General features: G+C 59.8%; 26 protein-coding genes. 13 read left to right on the top strand and 13 right to left on the bottom strand.

The window, feature by feature from the left end:
• The first annotated feature begins 3 nt into the window (after positions 1-3).
• Together AC2FLZ_RS12225 and AC2FLZ_RS12220 are read left to right on the top strand one after the other, a co-directional pair.
• Complete coding sequence (locus AC2FLZ_RS12225) at positions 4-606, top strand: 2-hydroxychromene-2-carboxylate isomerase (protein ID WP_480519173.1); 603 nt, start codon at positions 4-6, stop codon at positions 604-606.
• A gap of 14 nt (positions 607-620) precedes the next feature.
• Positions 621-1,436 carry an alpha/beta fold hydrolase gene (locus tag AC2FLZ_RS12220; protein ID WP_496882218.1) on the top strand — a complete coding sequence of 272 codons (816 nt, stop codon included), beginning with the start codon at positions 621-623 and terminating at the stop codon, positions 1,434-1,436.
• Here the strand turns inward: AC2FLZ_RS12220 and AC2FLZ_RS12215 are convergent.
• The 3 genes from AC2FLZ_RS12215 to AC2FLZ_RS12205 are packed head-to-tail and all read right to left on the bottom strand — an operon-like array spanning position 1,423 to position 3,859.
• Positions 1,423-2,457 (bottom strand): threonine aldolase family protein, encoded by a 1,035-nt coding sequence (locus AC2FLZ_RS12215; protein WP_480605204.1) that lies wholly within the window; start codon positions 2,455-2,457, stop codon positions 1,423-1,425. The genes AC2FLZ_RS12220 and AC2FLZ_RS12215 overlap by 14 nt on opposite strands.
• Positions 2,457-2,930, bottom strand: coding sequence for a YcgN family cysteine cluster protein (locus AC2FLZ_RS12210; protein ID WP_480519167.1), 474 nt, complete (start codon positions 2,928-2,930; stop codon positions 2,457-2,459). Before AC2FLZ_RS12210 ends, AC2FLZ_RS12215 begins: the two co-directional genes overlap by 1 nt.
• Positions 2,927-3,859 (bottom strand): bifunctional riboflavin kinase/FAD synthetase, encoded by a 933-nt coding sequence (locus tag AC2FLZ_RS12205; RefSeq protein ID WP_480519267.1) that lies wholly within the window; start codon positions 3,857-3,859, stop codon positions 2,927-2,929. Before AC2FLZ_RS12205 ends, AC2FLZ_RS12210 begins: the two co-directional genes overlap by 4 nt.
• A 261-nt stretch (positions 3,860-4,120) precedes the next feature.
• Between AC2FLZ_RS12205 and AC2FLZ_RS12200 the strand changes: the two genes are divergently transcribed.
• Both AC2FLZ_RS12200 and AC2FLZ_RS12195 read left to right on the top strand, forming a co-directional pair.
• On the top strand, positions 4,121-4,702 hold the full coding sequence (locus tag AC2FLZ_RS12200; RefSeq protein WP_480482268.1) for a methylenetetrahydrofolate reductase C-terminal domain-containing protein: 582 nt from the start codon (positions 4,121-4,123) through the stop codon (positions 4,700-4,702).
• Complete coding sequence (locus AC2FLZ_RS12195) at positions 4,699-5,688, top strand: methylenetetrahydrofolate reductase (RefSeq protein WP_496882217.1); 990 nt, start codon at positions 4,699-4,701, stop codon at positions 5,686-5,688. Before AC2FLZ_RS12200 ends, AC2FLZ_RS12195 begins: the two co-directional genes overlap by 4 nt.
• A gap of 74 nt (positions 5,689-5,762) precedes the next feature.
• Here the strand turns inward: AC2FLZ_RS12195 and AC2FLZ_RS12190 are convergent, their stop codons facing one another.
• The 4 genes from AC2FLZ_RS12190 to AC2FLZ_RS12175 form a co-directional block, all read right to left on the bottom strand.
• Entirely contained in the window at positions 5,763-6,206 is a 444-nt protein-coding gene (locus AC2FLZ_RS12190) for a MaoC family dehydratase (protein WP_267362989.1), read from the bottom strand.
• Between the two features lie 101 nt (positions 6,207-6,307).
• The gene (locus AC2FLZ_RS12185) at positions 6,308-7,183 is read right to left on the bottom strand and encodes a TIGR01459 family HAD-type hydrolase (protein ID WP_267362988.1); all 876 of its coding nucleotides are present in this window, start codon (positions 7,181-7,183) and stop codon (positions 6,308-6,310) included.
• A 191-nt stretch (positions 7,184-7,374) separates the two neighbouring features.
• Positions 7,375-8,295: a manganese-dependent inorganic pyrophosphatase gene (locus tag AC2FLZ_RS12180; protein ID WP_480475459.1), complete on the bottom strand. Its 921-nt coding sequence runs from the start codon at positions 8,293-8,295 to the stop codon at positions 7,375-7,377.
• A gap of 110 nt (positions 8,296-8,405) precedes the next feature.
• Positions 8,406-9,386: a TraB/GumN family protein gene (locus AC2FLZ_RS12175; RefSeq protein ID WP_496882216.1), complete on the bottom strand. Its 981-nt coding sequence runs from the start codon at positions 9,384-9,386 to the stop codon at positions 8,406-8,408.
• Between the two features lie 109 nt (positions 9,387-9,495).
• Here AC2FLZ_RS12175 and AC2FLZ_RS12170 point away from each other — a divergent pair, with 109 nt between their 5' ends.
• The 6 genes from AC2FLZ_RS12170 to AC2FLZ_RS12145 all read left to right on the top strand — a co-directional run bounded on the left by AC2FLZ_RS12170 (position 9,496) and on the right by AC2FLZ_RS12145 (position 15,350).
• A complete protein-coding gene (locus AC2FLZ_RS12170) occupies positions 9,496-10,170 on the top strand; it encodes a DUF2161 domain-containing phosphodiesterase (RefSeq protein ID WP_496715559.1) in 675 nt (224 codons plus the stop codon).
• 152 nt (positions 10,171-10,322) lie between these two features.
• On the top strand, positions 10,323-10,610 hold the full coding sequence (gene groES / locus AC2FLZ_RS12165) for a co-chaperone GroES (RefSeq protein WP_209504786.1): 288 nt from the start codon (positions 10,323-10,325) through the stop codon (positions 10,608-10,610).
• A 53-nt stretch (positions 10,611-10,663) separates the two neighbouring features.
• A complete protein-coding gene (gene groL, locus AC2FLZ_RS12160; RefSeq protein WP_480475465.1) occupies positions 10,664-12,301 on the top strand; it encodes a chaperonin GroEL in 1,638 nt (545 codons plus the stop codon).
• A 246-nt stretch (positions 12,302-12,547) separates the two neighbouring features.
• Complete coding sequence (locus AC2FLZ_RS12155) at positions 12,548-13,399, top strand: DMT family transporter (protein WP_496882215.1); 852 nt, start codon at positions 12,548-12,550, stop codon at positions 13,397-13,399.
• A gap of 29 nt (positions 13,400-13,428) precedes the next feature.
• Positions 13,429-14,202 carry an alpha/beta fold hydrolase gene (locus tag AC2FLZ_RS12150; RefSeq protein ID WP_480553922.1) on the top strand — a complete coding sequence of 258 codons (774 nt, stop codon included), beginning with the start codon at positions 13,429-13,431 and terminating at the stop codon, positions 14,200-14,202.
• Positions 14,199-15,350: an alpha-D-ribose 1-methylphosphonate 5-triphosphate diphosphatase gene (locus tag AC2FLZ_RS12145; RefSeq protein ID WP_496882214.1), complete on the top strand. Its 1,152-nt coding sequence runs from the start codon at positions 14,199-14,201 to the stop codon at positions 15,348-15,350. The genes AC2FLZ_RS12150 and AC2FLZ_RS12145 overlap by 4 nt, the downstream gene beginning before the upstream one ends.
• 65 nt (positions 15,351-15,415) lie before the next feature.
• Here the strand turns inward: AC2FLZ_RS12145 and AC2FLZ_RS12140 are convergent, their stop codons facing one another.
• From AC2FLZ_RS12140 to AC2FLZ_RS12125, 4 genes are all read right to left on the bottom strand, one after another.
• Positions 15,416-16,483 carry a 5-(carboxyamino)imidazole ribonucleotide synthase gene (locus tag AC2FLZ_RS12140; protein WP_496882213.1) on the bottom strand — a complete coding sequence of 356 codons (1,068 nt, stop codon included), beginning with the start codon at positions 16,481-16,483 and terminating at the stop codon, positions 15,416-15,418.
• Between the two features lie 2 nt (positions 16,484-16,485).
• Positions 16,486-17,241, bottom strand: coding sequence for an NAD(P)-binding domain-containing protein (locus AC2FLZ_RS12135; protein WP_496716168.1), 756 nt, complete (start codon positions 17,239-17,241; stop codon positions 16,486-16,488).
• Positions 17,238-17,723 carry a 5-(carboxyamino)imidazole ribonucleotide mutase gene (gene purE, locus AC2FLZ_RS12130; RefSeq protein ID WP_209504779.1) on the bottom strand — a complete coding sequence of 162 codons (486 nt, stop codon included), beginning with the start codon at positions 17,721-17,723 and terminating at the stop codon, positions 17,238-17,240. The genes AC2FLZ_RS12135 and purE overlap by 4 nt, the downstream gene beginning before the upstream one ends.
• A gap of 76 nt (positions 17,724-17,799) precedes the next feature.
• Positions 17,800-18,024, bottom strand: coding sequence for a YdcH family protein (locus AC2FLZ_RS12125; RefSeq protein WP_209504778.1), 225 nt, complete (start codon positions 18,022-18,024; stop codon positions 17,800-17,802).
• Positions 18,025-18,187: 163 nt separating this feature from the next.
• Between AC2FLZ_RS12125 and AC2FLZ_RS12120 the strand changes: the two genes are divergently transcribed.
• The 3 genes from AC2FLZ_RS12120 (at position 18,188) to AC2FLZ_RS12110 (ending at position 19,812) form a co-directional block, all read left to right on the top strand.
• On the top strand, positions 18,188-18,601 hold the full coding sequence (locus tag AC2FLZ_RS12120; RefSeq protein ID WP_058275530.1) for an Hsp20 family protein: 414 nt from the start codon (positions 18,188-18,190) through the stop codon (positions 18,599-18,601).
• Positions 18,602-18,606: 5 nt separating this feature from the next.
• On the top strand, positions 18,607-18,831 hold the full coding sequence (locus AC2FLZ_RS12115; protein ID WP_209504776.1) for a DUF1150 family protein: 225 nt from the start codon (positions 18,607-18,609) through the stop codon (positions 18,829-18,831).
• A 93-nt stretch (positions 18,832-18,924) separates the two neighbouring features.
• A complete protein-coding gene (locus tag AC2FLZ_RS12110; RefSeq protein WP_480519150.1) occupies positions 18,925-19,812 on the top strand; it encodes a PhzF family phenazine biosynthesis protein in 888 nt (295 codons plus the stop codon).
• Positions 19,813-19,913: 101 nt separating this feature from the next.
• Here AC2FLZ_RS12110 and AC2FLZ_RS12105 read toward each other — a convergent pair whose 3' ends face one another.
• Positions 19,914-21,632: a bifunctional sulfate adenylyltransferase/adenylylsulfate kinase gene (locus AC2FLZ_RS12105; protein WP_480519148.1), complete on the bottom strand. Its 1,719-nt coding sequence runs from the start codon at positions 21,630-21,632 to the stop codon at positions 19,914-19,916.
• Between the two features lie 196 nt (positions 21,633-21,828).
• Positions 21,829-23,354 (bottom strand): adenylate/guanylate cyclase domain-containing protein (locus tag AC2FLZ_RS12100; RefSeq protein ID WP_496882212.1); only part of this gene is annotated, 1,526 nt, incomplete at its 5' end.

Here is a 23,354-nt window from a genome sequence, read left to right as displayed (position 1 = left end):
CACATGACCCAGATTGACTACTTTTTTGCGACACTCTCGCCCTATTCCTATCTGGCAGGGATGCGGTTGGAAGAAATCGCGGCGAAACACGGCGCGACGATCAACTATAAGCCGCTGGACATTATCGCCCTGTTCGCGCGCACCGGGGGGACCCCTCCGAAAGACCGGCATATCTCTCGTATCGAGTACCGCGCACAGGAGCTGCTGCGCCAATCGAAGAATCTGGGGATGGAGTTCAATCTGAAACCCGCGCACTGGCCGACCAACATGGCCCCGTCATCTTATGCGGTTATTGCCGCGATCAAGGACGGCTCGGGCGATGTGGGTAAGCTGTGTCATAGCTTCCTTCGCGCCTGCTGGGCCGAGGAAAAGGATATCGCACAGGACGATGTCATCCGCGAATGTCTGACGCAAGCGGGGTTTGATCCCGGTCTGGCAGACAGCGGCTTGCTGGTGGGGGCAGAAACCTATGCCGCCAACCTCGAGGAAGCCGTGGATCGGGGTGTCTTCGGCGCACCGTTCTACATCACGCCCGACGACCAGCGGTTCTGGGGTCAGGACAGGCTGGACGATCTGGACCGGCATCTGGCCGAGATGAACGGGTGACGGTCAGGGCCACGATGCAATCCGTTTTCGTCAGGCACTTGGGTGAGGGGGAGCGGAAACTGCTCGCCCTCCATTGCACGATTGCGCATTCCGGTGCCTGGTCAGGTTTGGCCAGTGCGCTGAATGGCTGTGCGACATTTGTTGCCCCGGATATGCTGTCGCATGGGCGCAGCCCGGATTGGGACGGGCAGGTTGATTTCTTTGACGCAGTGACAAGACCGGCCTTGGCTGAATTGACGAAACCCATGGATGTGATCGGGCATTCCTTTGGGGCGATGATCGCACTCAGGTTGGCGATTGAACATCCCGAGCGCGTGCGCAGCCTGATCCTGATCGAACCCGTGTTCTTTGCAGTTGCGAAACAGGATGCGCCGCTGTTGTTCGAACAGCACGAACGGGACTCCGAGCCAGTCAGTGCGGCCTTCGCGTCTGGTGACAAGGTTTTGGCCGCGCGCCTGTTCAACAGGGCGTGGAGCACGAAGATCAGCCCCAAATGGCCTGATTTGCCCGAGCGCACGCGGGCAAATATGGTGCGTGGAATCGATGCGGTTCCGGCTGTACACCCTGTGCTCTATGACGATCAGGCAGGGTTGCTTGACCCGGATCGGCTCCGGCGCGCATCGATGCCGACCCTGTTGCTGAGCGGGTCAGAGACGCCGCCGGTGATCCACGCGATTTGCGCAGGGCTGCAACGGCGCCTGCCTGATGCGCGCCATGAACGCATCAACGGCGCAGGGCACATGCTGCCGATTTCACACCCTGATGAAACCGGCGCTTTGCTGCGGGCGTTCTGGCAGGCCAACGCCCCGTTAGGCGTCAAAGCAGATTGAGAAACTGATCGATCTCCGCCGCTCCGATGGACCAGTCGCAAACCAGCCTGCACGCGAGGTTTTCGTTGTTATCCTCGCCTTCCAGCTCTGCACCCCAAAGGTGATAAACCGCGCCTGCCTTGTGCAGTTGCTTGTGCTTCGCGCGTGGGAATGAGGCAAAGATCATATTGGCCTGCGGTTCGTGCAGAAATGCGGCCCCCTTGGCGCGCAACCCCTCGGCCAAGCGGGCGCAGTTGTCATTGGCCTGACGCGCCATCTTCAGCCACAGGTCGTCTTCCAGATAGGCCGCCATCTGAGCGGACAGATAGCGGTGTTTGGAAAACAGATGCGCCCCGCGCTTGCGCCGCAGCTCAAACTCCCAGGCTTTGCTTTCATCAAAGAACACAACCGCCTCGACACCCATGAGACCGTTCTTGGTGCCACCAAAACTGACAGCATCTACACCTGCTTTCCATGTCATATCCGCAGGGGAACAGTTCAGCGCAACCAACGCGTTGGTAAAGCGCGCGCCGTCCAGATGCACGGGCAGGCCGTACGTCTTGGCGACCTCGCACAGGGCCTGCAACTCTGCCAGCGAATAGACCGATCCGCGCTCGGTCACTTGTGTGATCGACACGGGTCCGCGCTGCGGCCCATGCACACCGCGTGTTTCCTCGCCCAGAATTGACCCGCGCAAAGCCTCAGGGGTCATCTTGTCTCCGCCCGGTACCAGGGTCAGCTTGGCGCCGCTGTAAAACTCCGGTGCGTTGCATTCGTCCTCGTGGATATGCGCGACTGGGGAACAGAAGACCGTTTCCCAAGGCTTTGACAATGTTGCAAGGGCGAGCGAATTCGCTGCTGTCCCGGTCGCCACCAGATAGACCGCAGCACCCGGAGCCTCGAATATACTGCGGATACGGTCGCGCACCTCGTTCATCAGCGTATCCGCGCCATAGGCCATCTGATAGCCCTGATTGACCTCGGCCAGCCTGGCCATGACCTGTGGATGAACCGGCCCGGAATTGTCAGACGCGAAATGCATCAGCTTGGCTCCTCGATTATGTAATCTTCCCACTCTTCCATGGGTGTCTCAAACTCAGACACCGTGCGCCCCTGAACCGAGATCCCGGCAGCGTGCACACTGTCCGCTGTACCAGATATCAACGGGTGCCAGTCGTAAAGCGGTTTGCCTTCCCACAGCAACCGATACGCGCAGGTTTGCGGCAACCAATAGGCATGTTCGTCGATATTGTCGGGGGTCATGACGATGCATTCGGGCACGAATTGATGCCGGATGTCGTATTGTACGCAGCGGCAGCTTTCATCATCCAGCAAGCGGCATGCGACGCAGGTCAGGGCCACCTCGCCCGTGTCTTCATCTTCCAGCTTGTTCAGGCAGCATTTGCCGCAGCCATCACACAACGCCTCCCACTCGCGCTGGTTCATTTGGCGCAGGGGTTTGCGCTCCCAAAACCGGGCAGGCAGGCCCGCGCGTTCAATCGGATCAACACTCATAGGGCGGTCAATATACCGCGGGCCTGTTCGCAGTCGGCATCCATCTGCGTGATCAGACTCTCCAGCCCGTCGAATGTCATCTCGGGGCGCAGAAAGTCGATCAGACCCACCGACAGGGTCGCCCCGTACAGATCGCCCGAAAAGTCGAACAGGAAGGTTTCGATATTGGGCACCTGGCCGTTAAACATCGGGCGCACCCCGATCGAGGCCGCACCGTGATAGCTGCCCTTATGCGGCCCATCCAACACATCCACCAGTACGGCGTAGACACCGAATTTTGGCGGATGCAGCCCTTCGATGGACATGTTCGCGGTGGGAAAGCCCAGCTCGCGCCCGCGCTGTTCGCCCCCGATCACTTCGCCTTCGATCCGGTGCCAGTGTCCCAGCATCGCGGCTGCGTCCCGTGGGCGGCCGTCGCTCAGCGCGGTGCGAATGGCGGTTGAGGATACAACATTTTCCGACCGTTCCATCAAAGGCGCAATCGTCACACCGAACCCCATGTCCTGCCCGAACTTCACCAGATCCTGCGCCGTGCCACTGCGGCCCTTGCCAAAGCAGAAATCGGCACCCACCACGACATGCGACAGGCCCAGCCCGTCGCAGATCACGTTGCGCGCAAACTCCATTGGCGAAAGCCCGGCCAGCGCGGCGTTGAACGGCAGTTCATAAAGCTTCTCTACGCCCAGCTTCTCCAGCCGGTGCGCTCGCGCATTGCCCCGCATCAGGCGGAACGGAGGCGCGTCAGGCGCAAAATACTCCCGCGGATGCGGCTCGAAGGTCAACACACCCAGCGGCGCGTCCGGCGCTGCATTACGGGCCAGTTCAATGACCGACTGATGCCCCAAATGAACGCCGTCGAAATTCCCGATTGCCACGCTGGCGCCGCGATCTTCTGGCTGGACGAACTGGATATCCCGGATGATGTGCATAGACGATTGCGTAGCGGCGCGAGTCAATTTGTTCAAGCGGCAGTTTGAATTCCAAGAATGCGATCCTCTGAATGAGCCTTGAACATTTCGCTTGGCCGGGAAAATGCACGAGGCCAATCCAAGTATTTCATGCCAGCCGCCTCCAACCGCTTGATTCAAAAAAAACTCTGGGTTTAGACTGAAAATCCGGTCCCCTGGATTAAGGCGCACCGGATCAAAGCCCGGCCAGGTTCGAACGAACCCAGCACAGGAGGCAGACCCATGTACCGAATGCGACTGTTCGCGATTCGTCATGCCCGCACTTTCGAGTGGATCTATAAATGTGTCGAACGCGGCATGGTCGCGATGGACCCGCTATTTGCAAAGATCGGATATAACCGCGTCGAACGCCCGATCGCACTGGTCGAGAAGGGCGTCAAAACCCTGTTGTTCGATTGCAAGATGTGCGGGCAATGCGTGTTGTCATCCACCGGCATGTCCTGCCCGATGAACTGCCCAAAGCAATTGCGCAATGGCCCATGTGGCGGCGTACGTCCCGGCGAGTTCTGCGAGGTGAAGCCGGATATGAAATGCGTCTGGGCCCTGGCCTGGAACGGAGCCAGCCGCATGCGGCACGGAGCCGACAAGATAAAAGAAGTTCTGCCACCGGTGGAGCACACGTTGAAAGGCTCGTCATCCTGGTTGCGGGTCAGCCGCGAGATTGCAGCGCACGAGCGCGAGACCCGGGATGCAGCCCGATTGGCGCTGGCCGAGGCATTCCCCGAAGCGCGCGAGAATGAACCTTCTGCGGCACCACTGGCCGCCGAACCACCCAACGCGATAAACCGGGAACTGAAGAAATGAGTGATACCCATCGCAACGAGGTGGAGCCGATTGGCTATGTTCCGGTTCCCCAAGGATATGTGTCGCACAGCCGGTTGGAAAAGGTACTCCGTTCAGGCCGTTTCGCAGTCACAGCCGAGTTGAACCCACCCGACAGTGCCGATCCCGAGGATGTTTTTCAGGCGGCCCAACCGCTTGGCGAAGTGGCTGACGCGATCAATGCAACCGATGCTTCGGGCGCGAACTGCCATATGTCCTCGATTGGGATTTGTGCCTTGCTGACGCGCGCGGGTTATTCTCCGGTCTATCAGATTTCCTGCCGCGACCGGAACCGGATTGCCATTCAGGGCGATGTTCTGGGGGCTGCAGCGTTGGGCGTCAGTAACGTGCTGTGCCTGACCGGTGACGGCGTCGGCGTCGGGGATCAGCCAGGGGCAAAACCGGTTTTCGATTTCGATTCCCTGACCCTGCTGCGGACGATCCGCACGATGCGCGATCAGGGAATGTTCCTTTCTGGTCGTAAGATCACGCGCCCGCCGCAACTGTTCCTTGGTGCTGCCGAAAACCCCTGCATACCACCTTATGACTGGCGACCTGATCGTCTGGCAAAGAAGGTTGAGGCCGGGGCCGAGTATATTCAGACCAATTACATCTACGACATTCCGCTGTTCGAGAAATTCATGGCGCGGGTGCGCGATGCGGGACTGGACAAGAAAGTGTTCATCATCGCGGGCGTCGGCCCCATCGCGTCAGCGCGTGCGGCACGCTGGATGCGCAGCAATGTTCCCGGCATTCACATCCCCGATCAGGTCATCGAGCGGATGGAGAAAGCCGTAAAGCCAGCTGACGAGGGCAAGAAGATCTGTATCGAACTGATCCAGCAGATCCGCGATATCGCGGGGGTGTCCGGCGTTCATGTGATGGCCTACAGGCGCGAACACGTGGTGTCAGAGATCATTCTGGAATCCGGTGCGTTGAAAGGGCGAAAACGCGCCCGCCCGTCCTGAAAGGCACAGGCAAAAAACAGCGTCCAAACAAAAAGGCGCCGGTCGGGCGCCTTTTGCATGGATGTGTTCGCCGATCAGTCGAACTTGCGCGACGGGGCCAGTACCATGGCTTCACCGATCAGCACCTTCTTGCCCTCGACCGAGCAATGGCAATCCAGTTTGACGCGACGCTTGGAAAAGTCGATGTCGATGACTTTGACCTCGGCGTAAACCATGTCACCGGGGCGCACGGGGGCCAGGAACTTCAGTGACTGCCCCATATAGACCGTACCATGGCCCGGCAGTTGTTCGCCAATCACGGCCGAAATCAGCCCAGCTGTCAGCATCCCGTGCGCGATGCGCCCTTCGAAGATTGTATCGCGGGCATAATCATCATCCAGATGCACCGGATTCCGGTCTGTCGAGATCTGCGCGAACATCTCGATATCTTCGTCCGTCACCACTTTGCGCAGGTGGCGGGACATGCCCATTTCGATGTCTTCGATACAGATCGTTCCGCGTGGAAGATTATCCAACATGTTGCCCTCACTCGAAATCGACCGAGAAAGAAAAAACCACTATCCGGCCTAGGTTGGCAACTTTATTACTTCGCAGTTGCAGAAAATCAAGTCTTTTCTTGCTATCTCAATCGACCGATTGTGTAGGTCGGGTTGATCTTTTCCCTTTCGATATAAGCTGTTAGGGATTCGTGATCCGGATGGTGCGACGTTTTTGTCTCGGCCGCCGCCAGCCCGCCCGAAATGAACAGGGAATCAATGCCTTCACCCATGCCCCCCAGAATGTCCGTATGGGGGCCGTCGCCGATCACCAGAATGTCGCTGTCCGGGATATCATGGCCCAGTTCTTGCAACCTGCGGCGCGCCAGATCGTAGATCGGCGGGTGCGGTTTGCCGAAATACAGGCTCTCGCCGCCCATCTCGGTATAGAGCTTGGCCAAAGCGCCTGCACACCATTCTCGTACCTCGCCGCGATCGACAACAATATCGGGGTTTGCGCATAGCAGCTTCATGCCCATCTGCTTGGCATAGAGGAAATCGGGGCGGTTCACGTCCGGGTCAGCCATCGGATCAAAGGGGCCACAGCAGACGATCCCCTCGGCCTCTCTCAGCGGGACACGTTCGATATGGATCGGGTGGTGCAGCAGTTTCAGTGGCTCGAAAAAGCCCGCATCGCGCTGCCATTCCCCCATGAAGTAAACCTTGTGCCCGACTGCACCACGGAACATCGCCGACCGTGCGGAATCGCCGCTGGTGGCGATGGTGTCATAGGCATCTGCGGGAACATTGAACTGCACCAGTTGCTCGGCCACACCCGCACGGGGTTTGGGCGAGTTCGTGACCAGCACGACAAGCCCCCCGTCCGCGCGATAGGCTTGAAGGGCTGCGACAGCTTCGGGATAGGCCGTGATCCCGTTGTGAACGCACCCCCACAGATCGACAAACAACGCTTTGTAGCGGGCAGAGATTTCGGACAGCGCGTGAACGATCTGGGTCATATGTGGCCTCAAGCTGAAACTGCACGAGCCTTATGACCGATTGGCAAGGGATTGGCCACCAATCGATCGGTGGCCGCCCTGTATTTCATCTGTCGGGTACAGGTCTGCCCAAGCGCAATGCCAAAGGCGCAGACTCAGGACTAATAATGCGGGGCCTGTTTTACTCAGAACGACAGACCCCGCGTGTTTCTTCAGACCTTCAGGTTCGGAATGATCTGCTTTTTACGGCTCATGATGCCCGGCAGAACCACGGCGTCGCCATCGACGGATGCACCAAAGCTTTTCTCGGCAACGGTTTTGACCAGATCGTTGGGCACCAGCAGAGTGGCTTCCTCGTTTAGGATATCGACGACGAACAGCAGCACCTGATCGACACCGTCTTCCTTGGCGACATCCACCATCGAACCCGCCAGGCTTGCCTTGCGGTCCAGAATGACGCCCGGCGCAGTGGTTTCCAGAACCGAAACGCGGAATTTGGTGCCATCGACCTCGTATTCCTTGCTGTCCATGCGGATCAGTTCGGCATCCGAGAAGGACGAGACATCCGATTTCGCCGCAAACATGTCTGCCGCGTAAGCCGAGATATCCAGCTCCAGCTCGGCTGCCAGCCGCTCAGCAACCTCGCGGTCATGGGGCGTGGTGGTGGGCGAGCGGAATTCCAGCGTGTCCGACAGGATGCAGGTCAGTGCCGCGCCCTTGATGGCGTCGGGCATCTTGGCTGCATCGTCGCCCATCAGGTCAACCATGATGGTGGCCGTGCAGGCCAGCGGGCGCACGGTGATGTCGATCGGGCCTTTGGTTTCCAGACCACCGACCAGCTTGTGGTGGTCGATGATGGCGCGGATGTCAGCGTCATTGACGTTGGCGGGCAGTTCGGCAGGGTTGTTGGTGTCGACGATAACCACCGGAGTGTCCGCTGCCAGATCGTCCAGGATGCGTGGTTTGGGCAGATCCCAGTTGTCCAGCATGAACGCCGCTTCGGTGTTGGGCTCGCCCAACAGCACGGGCTCGGCCTGCACACCTTTGATTTCGTTGAGGTACCACGACCACAGGATCGGCGAGCCTGTGGAATCGGTGTCGGGGGATTTGTGACCAAATACGAGCGTTGTCATGTCAGCGTCCTGCGGAATGGAAATTTGCGCGCGTTATAGGGCGGACAAACGTCCTTGTCACGCCACAGCAGCCCGTCTGCGACGCTTGGTCTGAAAACCGCTGAACCAGCTTAGAAAGCGGCGCGTGTCAGCGTGTATCCGGACTGCTCCAGCTGGTTCAGCAAACCGTGATCGTCACTCAGATGACCTGCGCCGACCGCGATCACTGCCGTCTGATCCGTGATGGCCAGAATATGCTCCATCCACAGGGCATTCCGCTGGACAAGCATTTGCTGCTCGAACCCGTTCCATTCCTCATCGAAGACGTCCCGGCTCAGCCCGGATTCCTCGAACCCCTGCAGGCGGGCGAGTTGTATGATCTCGGCGTGCTTTTCTTCCAGATATCCATTGGCCATGGTGGCCAGTTGATCGTTGCTTCCCATCATCGCCCCGGACAGCCGCACCAGCGACTCGACCTGCTGTTCCAGAGGGTGGCTGTCGAACATGGCGATCAGGTCGTCGATACGTTCCAGCGAGTATTGCGGAATGCCGTTTTCTGCGGCCAGATCGTTCAGGCGGGCGTCCATGCCGTAGGTCCCGTTCGGATCTTCCATCATGCAGGGCGGGATGCTCAGCATCATGCTCAAGAACCACGGTCGCATTTTGGCAGCCATCCAGCCGGGAATGCCGCGCTGGTGCAACGCGGTCGAGAATGCGGCCCAATCTTCATCTCCCATCAGGTCGATCAGGGTCGGCCCGGAAGTGATCATTACGGCGCTGAGATTATTGGCCAGGTTCTTTTCGAAAGCATCCATGTCAGTCTGGGTGACTTCGAAATAGAATGCGTCAGCCTGGCTCAGGTCCGGAAACAGGCGTTCAACCACCTTTTCCATACGTTCGTCATAAGTGTGCAGGGTGCCAACGATGTGCAGAACCGTATCATCCTTGCGCGCAATCCAGTGGTTGCCTTCCGGAAAGGGGATGTCCGCCACGGCGCGTTGCAACTCGGCCCGCGCGTCATCTGACAGCAGTGGGCGCAGGTCCTGCCCATCGCACGCAGCCGCAGCCGTGATCGGGGCCAGTAGAAAAGCGAGAAACGTCAGCAGGCGCATGAACCTATCCGGTGTTGTGTCATCAAGGTGTCCCAGACATAGCCATGCCTGCGGCCCATGTTCAAGCAACCCGTCTGGTATTCCTCAACAATCTGCGTAGCATAGGCCCATGAACCGCGAGCAGGACCTCTATCCCCCGATCAAGGCGCTTTTGGAGCGTCAGGGATACACCGTCAAAGGAGAAGTGGGCGCAGCCGATATCGTCGCCATGCGCGAAGACGAGCCGCCTATGATTGTCGAACTCAAGCTCAGGTTCACGCTGTCCCTTTTCCATCAGGCGATTACCCGCCTGAAACTCACGGATCAGGTCTATATCGGGGTCAGCAAACCCACCGGGCGCACGGCCCGGCGGGCGCTCAGGGACAATCTGGCGCTGTGCCGCAGGCTTGGTCTGGGTCTGATCACCGTACGTGCCGATGGCACGGTCGAGGTGCAATGCGATCCGGGCCCATATGTGCCGCGCAAGGACAAGGCCAGGGCGGCGCGGCTGCTGCGCGAATTCGCCCGGCTGGAGGGCGACCCCAATTCCGGGGGCGCGACACGTCACGGGATCGTGACGGCCTACCGTCAGGATGCGCTCAAATGCGCGGCCTTTCTGGCCGAACACGGCCCAGCCAAAGGGGCCGAGGTTGCCAGATCTGTGGGTGTTCCGGTCGCCACCCGGTTGATGCGGGAAAATCACTATGGGTGGTTCGAGAAGGTTGAAAAAGGTGTCTACGCTCTTACCTCTGAGGGAACAGACGGCTTGAAACACTGGGCGTACAGCTGGGAACAGGCTGACTGAGGCGTTGTTAAAAAAATCCCAAACACCTTGTTGACTCGGCGTTTTAGACTCCCTAGCTATGCGTCGTTATCACTCATACACACCGAGTGCTAACGCCTCGTCGAAAGGCGAGGGGAGGATAAACAAAACTTTGAGCCCAAGGAGCTGCAAAGATGGCATTGAAACCGCTTCATGACCGTGTGCTGGTTCGCCGTACCGAAAGCGATGAAAAAACCGCAGGCGGACTGATCATTCCTGACAGCGCAAAAGAAAAGCCCAGCGAAGGCCAAGTCGTCGCAACCGGCGAAGGCGCGCGCAAGGACAGCGGCGAGCTGATCGCAATGGCGGTCAAGGCTGGCGACAAGATCCTGTTCGGCAAATGGTCGGGCACCGAGGTTCAGGTCGACGGCGAAGAGCTGCTGATGATGAAAGAAAGCGACATCATGGGGATCATCGAGTAAGCCCGCGCTTTCTCTGATCTTCCACTCAACACATTTTCTCAAGGAGAAACGACATGGCTGCAAAGGACGTCAAGTTCGACACCGATGCCCGCAACAAGATGCTCCGGGGTGTGAACATCCTGGCGGATGCTGTCAAAGTGACCCTGGGCCCCAAAGGCCGCAACGTGGTACTGGACAAATCCTTCGGCGCACCGCGCATCACCAAAGACGGTGTTTCGGTTGCCAAGGAAATCGAACTGGAAGACAAGTTCGAAAACATGGGCGCGCAGATGGTGAAAGAAGTCGCCAGCCGCACCAATGACGAAGCCGGTGACGGCACCACCACCGCGACCGTTCTGGCGCAGGCCATCGTAAAAGAAGGCCTGAAGCAGGTTGCAGCGGGCCTGAACCCGATGGACCTGAAGCGCGGTATCGACCTGGCAACAGCCAAAGTTGTCGAAGGCATCCGTGCTGCTTCGCGTGAAGTCAAAGACTCGGCAGAAGTTGCTCAGGTTGGCACCATCTCGGCCAACGGCGAAGCTGAAATTGGCCAGCAGATCGCAGACGCGATGCAGAAGGTCGGCAACGAAGGCGTCATCACCGTCGAAGAAAACAAAGGTCTGGAAACCGAGACCGATGTTGTCGAAGGGATGCAGTTCGATCGTGGCTACCTGTCGCCTTACTTCGTCACCAACGCAGACAAGATGGTGGCCGAGCTTGACGACTGCCTGATCCTGCTGCACGAAAAGAAACTGTCCTCGCTGCAGCCGATGGTTCCGCTGCTCGAGCAGGTGATCCAGTCGCAAAAGCCGCTGCTGATCATTGCAGAAGACGTTGAAGGCGAAGCGCTGGCGACTCTGGTTGTCAACAAACTGCGCGGCGGCCTGAAAATTGCTGCTGTCAAGGCACCGGGCTTCGGCGATCGCCGCAAAGCCATGCTGCAGGACATCGCAATCCTGACCGGTGGTCAGGTGATCAGCGAAGATCTGGGCATGAAGCTTGAGAATGTCACCATGGACATGCTGGGCACCGCCAAGAAGATCGAGATCAGCAAAGACGAAACCACCATCGTCGACGGTGCTGGCGAGAAAGCCGAGATCGAAGCACGTGTTGCCCAGATCCGCACCCAGATCGAAGAAACCTCGTCGGATTACGACCGTGAGAAGCTGCAGGAACGCGTTGCCAAACTGGCAGGCGGTGTTGCCGTTATCCGCGTCGGCGGCATGACCGAAGTTGAAGTGAAAGAGCGTAAGGACCGTGTGGACGATGCTCTGAACGCAACACGCGCAGCCGTTCAGGAAGGCGTCGTTGTAGGCGGTGGTGTTGCTCTGGTTCAGGCCGGTAAAGCACTGGAATCGCTGAAAGGCGCGAACGCTGATCAGGACGCAGGCATCAACATCGTGCGCAAGGCCATCGAAGCGCCGCTGCGCCAGATCGCCGAAAACGCAGGCGTTGACGGCGCGGTTGTTGCAGGCAAAGTGCGCGAGTCTTCGGATCCGGCCTTTGGTTTCAACGCTCAGACCGAAGAATATGGCGACATGTTCTCGTTCGGCGTGATCGACCCGGCCAAAGTTGTTCGTACCGCTCTGGAAGACGCGGCATCTGTTGCCGGCCTGCTGGTCACTACCGAAGCGATGGTTGCAGACAAACCGCAAAAAGATGCACCTGCTGGCGGCATGCCCGACATGGGCGGCATGGGCGGCATGATGTAAGCACGTCGAATTCGCCTCGGCGAATTCTGACGACCCCTGACAGGCGTTTGGCTGCAAGGTCAAGCTGTCGAGAGGGGAAGCCAAAGTGCTAACGGACGGGGTCGCCTTTTGGCGGCCCCGTTTCGTTCCTGATAGCCGCAATGCGGCCACGCCTCTGGCGGGAGTATTTTGGAAAAGATGAAGGCAGCTCCGCGTGTGCCCGAATTGTGAGTGTCCAACCTGCCGCCAAGTCGGTATGTGGTTGAAATGCGACTGTTCCTTCTGACCGCCCTGACCATGTGCGCCTTTGCGGCGAACTCCATTCTGAACCGGCTGGCTATCGACAGCGGATCCAGTGATCCCGCGGGGTTTGCCATTATCCGGGTTCTGGCGGGGGCGCTGGTTCTGGCCGCACTGGTTGTGCTGCGCAGAGGACATTTGCCGCTGCGCACCTGCAGGCGGTTCATCGGGGCCGGGTCGCTTTCCCTGTATATGATCGGGTTTTCCATTGCCTATCTGACGTTGGATGCGGGGCTGGGCGCGCTTATCCTTTTTGCCGTTGTGCAGATCACCATGTTCGCCGCCAACGCCCTTACCGGGACCAAACCTACCCGGCGGCAACAGGCCGGGGCAGCGATTGCACTGGGTGGTCTGGCCTGTGTCCTGTGGCCCACAGGAACAGTGCAGGTCGATCCAACCGGAACCGTTTTGATGATTGCCGCCGGGATCGGCTGGGCGGCCTATTCACTGGCCGGACGGTCCGAGCCTGACGCATTGCAGGGCACGGCAGCGAATTTCATCGTCGCGCTGCCGGTGACCGCGCTGGCCCTGATGGCCACAGGGGCAGAGTGGCACATGACCGGAATGGGCTATCTCCTCGCGGCCCTTTCGGGTGGCGTAACATCTGGTCTGGGATACGCCTTGTGGTATCGCGTCCTGCCCCGGCTGGCACCTTCGACGGCGGCAGTCGTTCAGCTCAGCGTGCCGGTGATCGCGATTGTGGGCGGCGTGGTGCTGTTGGGGGAAAGCGCGGGTGTGCGGCTGCTTGTTGGTGCGGCGCTGGTTTTGGGCGGTATCGCGCTGGCTGTCCTGCGACGTCAACGCGGGAAGGGCTTTTAACGCAGGCGCACAGGCTTTATCTGGCGGGTATGAGAATTCTGATCGCTCTGCTTCTTTGTCTTATTCCGGCCGTGGCCAACGCGAAATGCGTTGTTCTGCTGCACGGTCTTGCCCGGACCGAGGCGTCGTTTAGCGTGATGGAGCAACTGTTCAAAGCGAATGGCTATTCCGTGGTGCGCCCGGGTTACCCATCGACCGAAATCGGTATCCCCGAACTGGCCGAACAAACCATCCCGCAAGCGTTTGCAGCCTGCGGTACTGATACCGTCAATGTTGTCGCACATTCGATGGGCGGCATCCTGTTGCGGTATTGGTTGCAGGACCACAGCCCTGAAAACATGGGCCGTGTCGTCATGCTGGGGCCGCCCAATCAGGGTAGCCAACTGGTCGATGAACTCAGCGCGTGGGAGGTGTTCGGATACCTAAACGGTCCGGCCGGTCTTCAACTGGGTACGGGCCCGGATGGTATTCCCAGCCGCCTGCCGCCCGTGGATTTCGAACTGGGTGTCATCGCAGGTGACCAGTCATTGAACCTCGTGTTTTCGTCTCTGATCGACGGCCCTGACGATGGCAAGGTGTCGGTCGAGTCCACCAAGGTCGAAGGCATGGCCGATCATCTTGTCTTGCCGGTGACCCACACCTTCATGATGAACAACCCGCAGGTCATGGCGCAGGCCCTGCACTTTATCGAATTTGGCCGGTTTGATCCGCAGATCACTTGGCTGGACGGTGTGATGGACGTAATAGACGAGATCTGTATCGGGCAAAACTGCTCGGAACCGGGGGCGGAGCCATCAGAATGACCGCATTGGAACTGACATTGACCGGAGCAGAGGTTCTGTTGCCGGGTGAAGGGCTGTTACGCACAGACCTCGCCATTGCAGATGGGGTGGTTCAGAATGACGCGCCCGGGCGGCGGATTGACCTGACCGGTTATCTAGTTCTGCCAGGTATTGTCGATTTGCACGGCGATGGATTCGAACGCCATATAGCCCCACGTCGCGGCGCGATGAAACAGATGAACGAGGGCATTCTGTCGGTCGAGGCTGAACTGGCCGCCAACGGCATCACCACAGCCGTGCTGGCGCAGTTTTACAGCTGGGAAGGCGGCGTGCGCGGCCCGGACTTTGCCGCGCAGGTGTTTGCGGCCATCGCAGCGGTCAAGGGCAGCACGGTCACCGATCTGATCCCGCAACTGCGGTTCGAGACCAATATGCTCGCGGATTACGACGGGCTGGCCCGTCGCATCGCCGATTGGCAGGTGCCATACGTGGTCTTCAATGATCACCTGCCGCATGATCGTTTGGCGCAGGGTAAGAAACCACCGCGCCTGACCGGGCAGGCCTTGAAGGCCGGGCGAAATCCGGAGGCACATTTTGCGATGCTGCTCGACATGCACGCCCACAAGGCTGAGGTTCCGGCGGCGCTTGAAGCGCTCTGTTCGGACCTTGCGGACATGGGCGTGCGTCTGGGTAGCCACGATGACGCAACTGCCGAGGCGCGCGCTTGGTGGCGCGGCCAAGGGGTGTGCATTGCCGAGTTTCCCGAAACGCTTGAGGCCGCAGAGGCCGCGCGCGCTGCCGGGGATCACATCATTCTCGGCTCGCCCAATGTGGTCCGCGGCGGCTCGCATAAGGGCAATGCCAGCGCGGTAGAGCTGATCGCGATGGGGCTCTGTGATGCGCTGGCCTCGGATTACCATTATCCCAGTCCACGCCGCGCGGCGCTGATGCTGGCCAAAACCGGGCTGCTGGATTTCGCAGGGGCCTGGGCGCTGATCTCATCCGGCCCTGCGCGGGTGCTGGACTTGCAGGACCGGGGCACGCTTGCCGCGGGCAAACGCGCCGATCTGGTAATCCTTAATGCAACCACTCACCGGGTCGCCGCGACACTGGCGGGCGGGCGCGTCAGCTATATGTCAGGGGATATCGCGTCGCGCTTTGTGGGGTGAAACCAGACCGGCTTCACCTTTTTCCAAATACTCTCGCCGAAGGCATCGCGCCGTAGCGCGATATTCTACCGCTTGATCCGGTTGAAATGTCCCATCTTGCGACCGGCCTTGATCTCGGCCTTGCCGTAAAGATGCAGTGCGACGTCCCGTTCGCGCGCCAGCTCGGGCACGCGGTCCATATCGTCGCCAATCAGGTTCTCCATGACCACATCCGAGTGGCGCTGCCCGTCGCCCAACGGCCAGCCCGCCACCGCGCGGATGTGCTGTTCGAACTGGTCTACGGCGCAGCCATTCTGCGTCCAGTGGCCCGAATTATGCACGCGCGGCGCGATCTCGTTCACGATCAGCCCGCCAGGTGTAACGAACAGTTCGACCCCCATGACACCGACATATTCCAACGTGTTCAGAATATTGGCCGCAAGCAGGATGGCATCGGTGCGCTGGGCGGGGGACAGGCGCGCAGGGATGGTGGTGGTGTGCAGGATGCCATCCCGGTGCACATTCTCACCCGGGTCGAAACAGGCCACCTGACCGTCCAGCCCGCGCGCAGCAATGATCGAAACTTCGTGCGAAAAATCAACGAACCCCTCCAAAACGGCAGGCGCGCCAGCCATGTCGGCCAGCGCGGCCTCGGCATCCCCGGGGCTGCGCAATCTGGCCTGCCCTTTGCCGTCATAGCCAAAGCGGCGGGTCTTCAGTATCGCAGGCGTGCCGATTTCTTCGATAGCCGCATTCAGGCTATCCAGATTGGTGATATCCGCAAACGGGGCCGTTTTCAGGCCAAGCCCCTGCAGGAACGTCTTCTCGGTCAGGCGGTCCTGACTGACCCTCAATGCCTCACGCCCGGGGCTAATGGGGCGATGGGCTTCCAGAATATCCAGCGCCTCGGTCGGGATGTTCTCAAACTCATAGGTGATGACGTCCACCGCATCGGCAAAAGCCGTCAAGGCGTCGACATCGTCATAGGCCGCTGTCGTTACCCGATCCGCAACCTGTCCGGCAGGCGGGTTTGCGCCCGGCTCGTAGATGTGGCTGACAAACCCCAGCCGAGAGGCCGCCACCGACAACATCCGGCCCAGCTGGCCGCCACCCAGAATCCCGATCACCGCACCTTGGGCGAGCATCTCCGCCATCTTCAATTCTCCAAACGTTTTCCAATTGCGCCAAGCGCCGCTCTCAGCGCCTCATGCGCGCCCTGTTCGATCAGGGTGCCCGTCATCTGCAGGCTCAGAGTACCTTCGGTCGCCAAAGCGTCGCGCTCCTGTGCCAACCGCCCGGCTGTGCCTTTCTCCATCGCGGCGAGAAAACCAGCCATCAACTGCGTGGCATAGAACTCGGCCTCGTCCGCATCGCCGGTCATGTCACCCAGCCATTTGGCCCCGGTGGCCATCAAATCCAGAATGCCGGGAACCATGGCACAAATTGCAAAATGCGCGTTCAGCGCCGCCTCATCCGCAACCTTGACCACGGGGTTTTCCGGCTCGAACAGCTCGGCCAGCAAGCGGTCATTTCCAAATGCCGCCATCGGGCAGCCACCGGACTGCAAGAACCCCAGCGGGATGGTCTGCACGAAATCCGACGCCGGTGCGCAAAGCTTGGCCAAATCCTTGGCGGAAACGGCCGCCATCACCGACACGACCTGCTGATCGGCGCGAAAGGTCAGGGGAGTCAGAACCTCGGCCGCGATATGCGGGCGCAGGCACAGAAACACGATGTCCGAGGTGTCAATCACCGCCTGCGGCGGCGCGATAGCCACACCCAGTTCGGCCTTCAGGGCGGCCGAGACCTCGGCGTTGCGTTCGGTCACGCTGATCTCATGCCCTTTGGCGGCCATCAGCCGCGCAATCGGCGCGGCGATATGCCCGGTGCCGATAAACCCGATTCTGCTCATCCCTGCGGTTCCTCGGGGATCGAGGCTGACAAGGCCTCGCGCCAGGCATCCAGCCGCGCGGCCAGGGCCTCATCCTGCAAGGCCAGAATGCCCGCCGCCATCAGGCCCGCATTGGCCCCGCCAGCGGACCCAATTGCCATGGTCGCCACGGGAAATCCCTTGGGCATCTGCACAATGGAATACAGCGAATCCACCCCCGACAGGGCCCGCGTCTGCACAGGCACGCCAATCACCGGTACCCGTGTTTTCGAGGCCATCATGCCCGGCAGATGTGCCGCGCCACCTGCGCCCGCGATGATCACCTGCAACCCGCGCGACACGGCGGTCTTGCCATAGTCCCACAACCGGTCCGGGGTGCGATGGGCCGAAACGATACGCGCCTCATAAGCGATGCCCAGTTCATCCAGAATATCTGCGGCTTCCTTCATCGTGGGCCAGTCCGACTGGCTGCCCATGATGATCCCCACTGTCACATCGCTCATCCGCTTACGTCCCCGCGCTCAGAAAGAGCGCGCACTATAGCCAAATCCGCTTTTGTGGCAATGCGGTACAGGGTGTTCAGGCAATGATATCGGGGGTCAGGCGGTCTTCGATCAGGCGGATGAAGTCTTTCAGGCGCAGTTTTTCCTTTTTCAGACGCCGAAGGGTCAACTGATCAGCCGTTCCTTTTTCATGCAGCGCCTCGATCGCTTCATCAAGGTCGCGGTGCTGGCGGCGGAAAACCTCCAATTCAACCCGCAGAACTTCATCGGTTTTCATCGAAAGGTCGGTGGGCGCGTTCATTGGCGACTCGGGCTTGTTGTGGTGCTTGCCCAACAAGATAGTGTGTCAGACGTTATCGCGCCAGACCTTGTGGACATCCTGGTTTCTTCCCATATTCTATAACAAGCGGTTGCCGGAACGGGACCGCGCACCACGTCGCTTTGACAATAAAGGACGAAAATACGTGTCGAAACTTACTCTTGGCTCATACCCGCATCTTTTGGGGTTCGAGCAGCTGGAACGCCTTCTGGAACGGTCTGCAAAGGCCGGTAATGAAGGATACCCGCCCTATAATATCGAACAGACCTCGGACTTTTCCTATCGCATCACCCTTGCCGTGGCCGGGTTCGCCGAAGAGGATCTGTCGATCACCATCGAGGATCGCCAACTGGTGATCCGGGGCCGTCAGCGCGACGACAGCGAGGGGCGCATCTTCCTGCACCGTGGCATCGCGGCGCGTCAGTTTCAGCGCATGTTCGTGCTGGCCGACGGGGTCGAGGTGGGCGAGGCGATTATGGAAAACGGTCTGCTGCATGTGGATCTGACCCGCGCCGTGCCGGAAACCGTGGTTCAGACAATCAATATACGGAAGGGGTAAGAGCTATGAATACACCGATTGAAATCAACACCGAAGGTGATCGTATCGTCTATGTGAAAACAGTCGACGTTGCCGATCTGCCGCGTGATCTGCGCGATCAGGCAGGTGATCTGGATCACCTTTATGCCGTGCACGATTCCGATGGGCAGCAGCTGGCGCTTGTGGCCGACCGCAAGCTGGCTTTCGTTCTGGCCCGTCAGCACGACCTGTCACCTGTGGCCGTTCACTGAACGGCCCCTTAGCCCGGGCGGGGCTGAAACGTTGCCCGCAACACATGCGCATCGGCGAAACTGCCGCTTTTAACCTTTAACGGAGCCGACTGCATGAGCTGGTTTGAATTCGACTGGGTAGACGCCTTCACCAATCGTGCATTTGGCGGCAACGGTTGTGCCGTGGTCCATGGCGGCGCGGGTCTCTCGGCCGAGGTCTGCATGGCATATGTGCGCGAAACCTCTCTGGTCGAATGCACATTCACCGGCCCGTCCGACGTGGCCGACATCCGCGTCCGGTATTTTCTGGCCAGCCGCGAAATTCCCTTCGCCGGTCACCCGACGATTGCCACCGTAGCGGCGATGCGGTCGCGCGGTATGATCTCCGGTGATAATCTGACGCTGGAAACCGGCGCGGGTCTGGTTTCGATCGGATTGCAGGGCGACCAGATCGAAATGACGCAGGTCGCACCGCAATTTGGTGCGCATGTGCCTGCCGATCTGGTGGCAAAGGCGATCAGCCTGCCGCAAGAAGCCATCATCTCGCCACCCCGGATGGTTTCAACCGGCTTGCCCTTCTGTATCACCGTTCTGCGCGATCATGACGCGTTGCGCGCGGCCCGCCTGTCCGAGGGCGCGCTGCGGAAAGTGGCTGCGACGGCAGGGTATTCCGGCTCGGATATGGCCGAGCCTTTCCTCGTGACGCTCCAAGGGGCCACCGACGCGGGCGATACGTTCTCGCGCCTGCTTATGGCCCCGCCCAGCCCGCCCGAAGATCCGTTTACCGGGTCCGCCACCGGGGCCATGGCGGCCTATCTGTGGAGATACGGGCTAATGACCAAAGACAGTTTCGTTGCGGAACAGGGGCACGATATGGGCCGCCCCGGTCAGGCCGTTGTCACGCGCGTTGGACCCGCCGACGCGATGACAGGAATCAAGGTTGCCGGTCAGGGGCATATCCTGATGCGCGGGCAGGTTGACCTGCCAGAGACCGCGCAATAGACGAACCGGCTCACACCCGTCGACGTTGCCAAACACCTCAGCCTCGTCAAAACAAAAACGGCCCCCGTAAACCGGAGGCCGCTTCGTTTCATTCATCAGATTCAGCCGGCTGCGATCAGGCCCATGCTTTCCAGCTTCAGCAATACCTGATGGGCGCAGTTGTCGACCTCGACATTCTCGGTCTCGACACGCAGTTCGGGGTTCTGAGGCACGTCATACGGGTCCGAGATGCCGGTGAATTCCTTGATCTTGCCCTCGCGGGCCAGCTTGTACAGACCCTTGCGGTCGCGCCGCTCACACTCTTCGATGGTGGTCGCAACATGCACTTCGCAGAAGGCACCGAACTGTTCGATCTCTTCGCGCACCGCGCGGCGTGTGGTGGCATAAGGTGCGATCGGGGCGCAGATGGCGATGCCACCATTCTTGGTGATCTCGGATGCCACATAGCCGATCCGGCGGATGTTCAGGTCGCGATGCTCTTTCGAGAAACCCAGTTCGGATGACAGGTTTTTCCGCACGATATCGCCATCCAGCAACGTGACCGGACGGCCCCCCATCTCCATCAGCTTGACCATAAGCGCGTTGGCGATGGTGGATTTGCCCGAGCCCGAGAAGCCGGTGAAGAACACGGTAAAGCCCTGCTGGCTGCGTGGCGGCTTGGTCTTGCGCAGCTCGGCCACAACTTCGGGAAAGCTGAACCATTCAGGGATTTCCAGGCCCTCGGCCAGACGGCGGCGCAGTTCGGTGCCCGAGATGTTCAGGATCGTGACATTGTCCTTATCCAGAATCTCGTCATTCGGCTCGTATTGCGCGCGTTCCTGCACATAGACCATGTGTTTGAAATCGACCATCTCAACGCCGATCTCATCCTGGAACTGGCGGAACAGATCCTGCGCGTCATAGGGGCCATAGAAATCTTCACCGGCCGAGTTCTTGCCCGGGCCCGCGTGATCGCGGCCCACGATGAAATGGGTGCAGCCATGGTTGGCACGGATCAGCCCGTGCCAGACCGCCTCGCGCGGGCCTGCCATGCGCATCGCCAGATTCAGCAGGCTCATCGAGGTGGTGGATGCGGGATACTTGTCCAGCACCGCCTCATAGCAGCGCACGCGGGTAAAGTGGTCCACGTCGCCGGGCTTGGTCATGCCGACGACCGGGTGGATCAGCAGGTTGGCCTGCGCTTCCTTGGCAGCGCGGAAAGTCAGCTCCTGATGCGCACGGTGCAGCGGGTTGCGGGTTTGGAAGGCCACGATCCGCCGCCAGCCCAGTTTGCGGAAATAGGCGCGCAGCTCGTTTGGTGTATCGCGGCGACCGCGGAAGTCATAGTGAACGGGCTGCTGGATGCCAACAATAGGGCCACCCAGATAGACCTTGCCCGCCACATTGTGCAGATAGTTCACAGCCGGGTGGGCATCGTCATCGGCGCCAAAAACCTTCTCAGCTTCGCGCGCCTTGTTCGGGGTCCAGCGGTCGGTCACCGTCATGGTGCCCAGGATCACGCCTTCCTGATCACGCAGCGCGATATCCTGACCCAGTTCGATCTTGTCCGCAAAATCTTCGCTGACGTCCAGCGTGATGGGCATCGGCCACAGGGTGCCATCAGCCAGACGCATGTTTTCAACGACATTGTCGTAATCGGCTTCGCTCAGGAAACCTTTGAGCGGATTGAAACCGCCATTCATCAGCAGTTCCAGATCACAGATCTGGCGCGGGCTCAGATCCCAACTGGTCAGGTCGGCGGCTTCAACCTTCAGTTTCTGGGCCGAGTCGTACGACACATAAAGTTCGGGAATGGGGGCCAGATTGCTTAACATCGTCATCTGAATACTCTTATCGCAGTGTTGTGTTGCCAGTGATTCAAGGGCGTTTTCGGGGCATTTGCACCGACTGTCGCGCGAAGTCCACTGGCGTCAATGAAACAAAGGACGATATGCGCTGATTTCTCGCGGATTGGAAGGAATTTCCAACTCTGAAATCAAAATGATGATCTGGTTCCCCTGGGCGTAGATAATCCGATCATGCAAAGTATGACTGTTCCTGTTTTTGCGTGTGTGGCGCAAGCCCGGACGCGCGAGTGACTGGCAGGGCGGGAATCGGATCGGCAACGCCGCGCAGCTGGAACATCCGGATACCCTCCGGCGGCAGGTCCATGCCCGCAGCCGTCAACACTTCTTGCGAGACCAGCAGTTCGACCCCCAACGCCTTGGTCTCGCTTTCCAGTCGGCTGGCCACATTGACAGCGTCGCCGATGATCGTTCTTGCGGCATGTCCCTGCGCGCCAATCTCACCTAGCACCAGATCCCCAAGGTGCAAGCCCATTCCGATCCGAATGCCAGGGCTGCCCTCGGCCTCAAGCCGTTCGTTGAACCGGTCGAGGGCATGGCTGATATCTATCGCAGCTTTCAACCCAGCGCTGGTGGATGCTGCTGCATCGGGTTTTTCGAAAACCGCCAGTAACCCGTCACCCATATACTTGTCCACGACACCGCCGTCCTTGGTGATGGCAGGAACAACGGCGTCGAAGAACCGGTTCAGCAGGAACACGATGTCATAGGGCAACTGACCGGTCGTGCGGGCGGTAAATCCACGCATGTCCAGAAACAGCACGGCCAGTTTCCGTTCCTGCCCCTGACTGGCATGCCCGCGGATGCGCCCGCCATCCGGTTGAAAAACGCGGAAAACGGTGGTCGGTTCCGTCGGGCGGATCTGGCAGGCCAGCCGTGTCTGCGGTGAGGCGCCGACAGCGGCCAGACTGCGGGCCTCGACATTGCCGGGCGGGGGCAGGGCACTGGCGCCCTCTTCGACGATGACGCGGCACGTGGTGCAGCGCCCCTTCCCGCCGCACAAGGCCGCGTGGGGCACACCATGTGCCTGCGAAATCTCAAGCAGGGTCATACCCTTTTCGGCATCTACCTCGGGCCCGCTGCTGTAACTCACCCGCACCGAATGCCTGCGCCGCCACAGCTTGCGCCCGATATACACAAGACCCGTGGCCGCCAAGGCCAGCCAGAACGCCAGAAGGGCATTGTCCTTGACGGTGAACATGGTCTGGAACGCCTCGGGCGAGGGCCAGTTGTAATGCTCGATATATTGTTCCCGCAAAAACTCATCTGCGAAATCCATCCAAATGCGGCGACCCTCGGTCAGCAGACCAGCCAAAGCGAACATGGGGATGAAGACGGCAACACCGATCAGATAGGGTACGGCGCTGGACCACCATTTCGTCAGCCGTAGCCACATATGCAGTCCGATACAGCCATGCACCCAGACGATCAGCAACAACGCGCTTTGCATCCATATCACGGTGCTGGGCCACATCAGGATGATGATATACCCCATCTCGTCATTGACGTCATAGATCTCGTGCGCGACCCGCGTCTGGATGACATGCGAGATCAGCTGCAAAGGTATCAGCAGACCCAGAACCACCTGCAACGCCGTGCTGAACGGCATGCGCAGGGTCCGGCGCTGCGCGATCGAGGTCAGCGCCAGACCGGCATGCGTGAACAGCGCCGCATAAAGCAGCACGCTCAAAAGGATAT

It is taken from the genome of Ruegeria sp. YKSF131, assembly GCF_059612645.1.
Note: the sequence above shows the minus strand (reverse complement) of the source record. Positions and strands in the feature narration are given on the sequence as shown.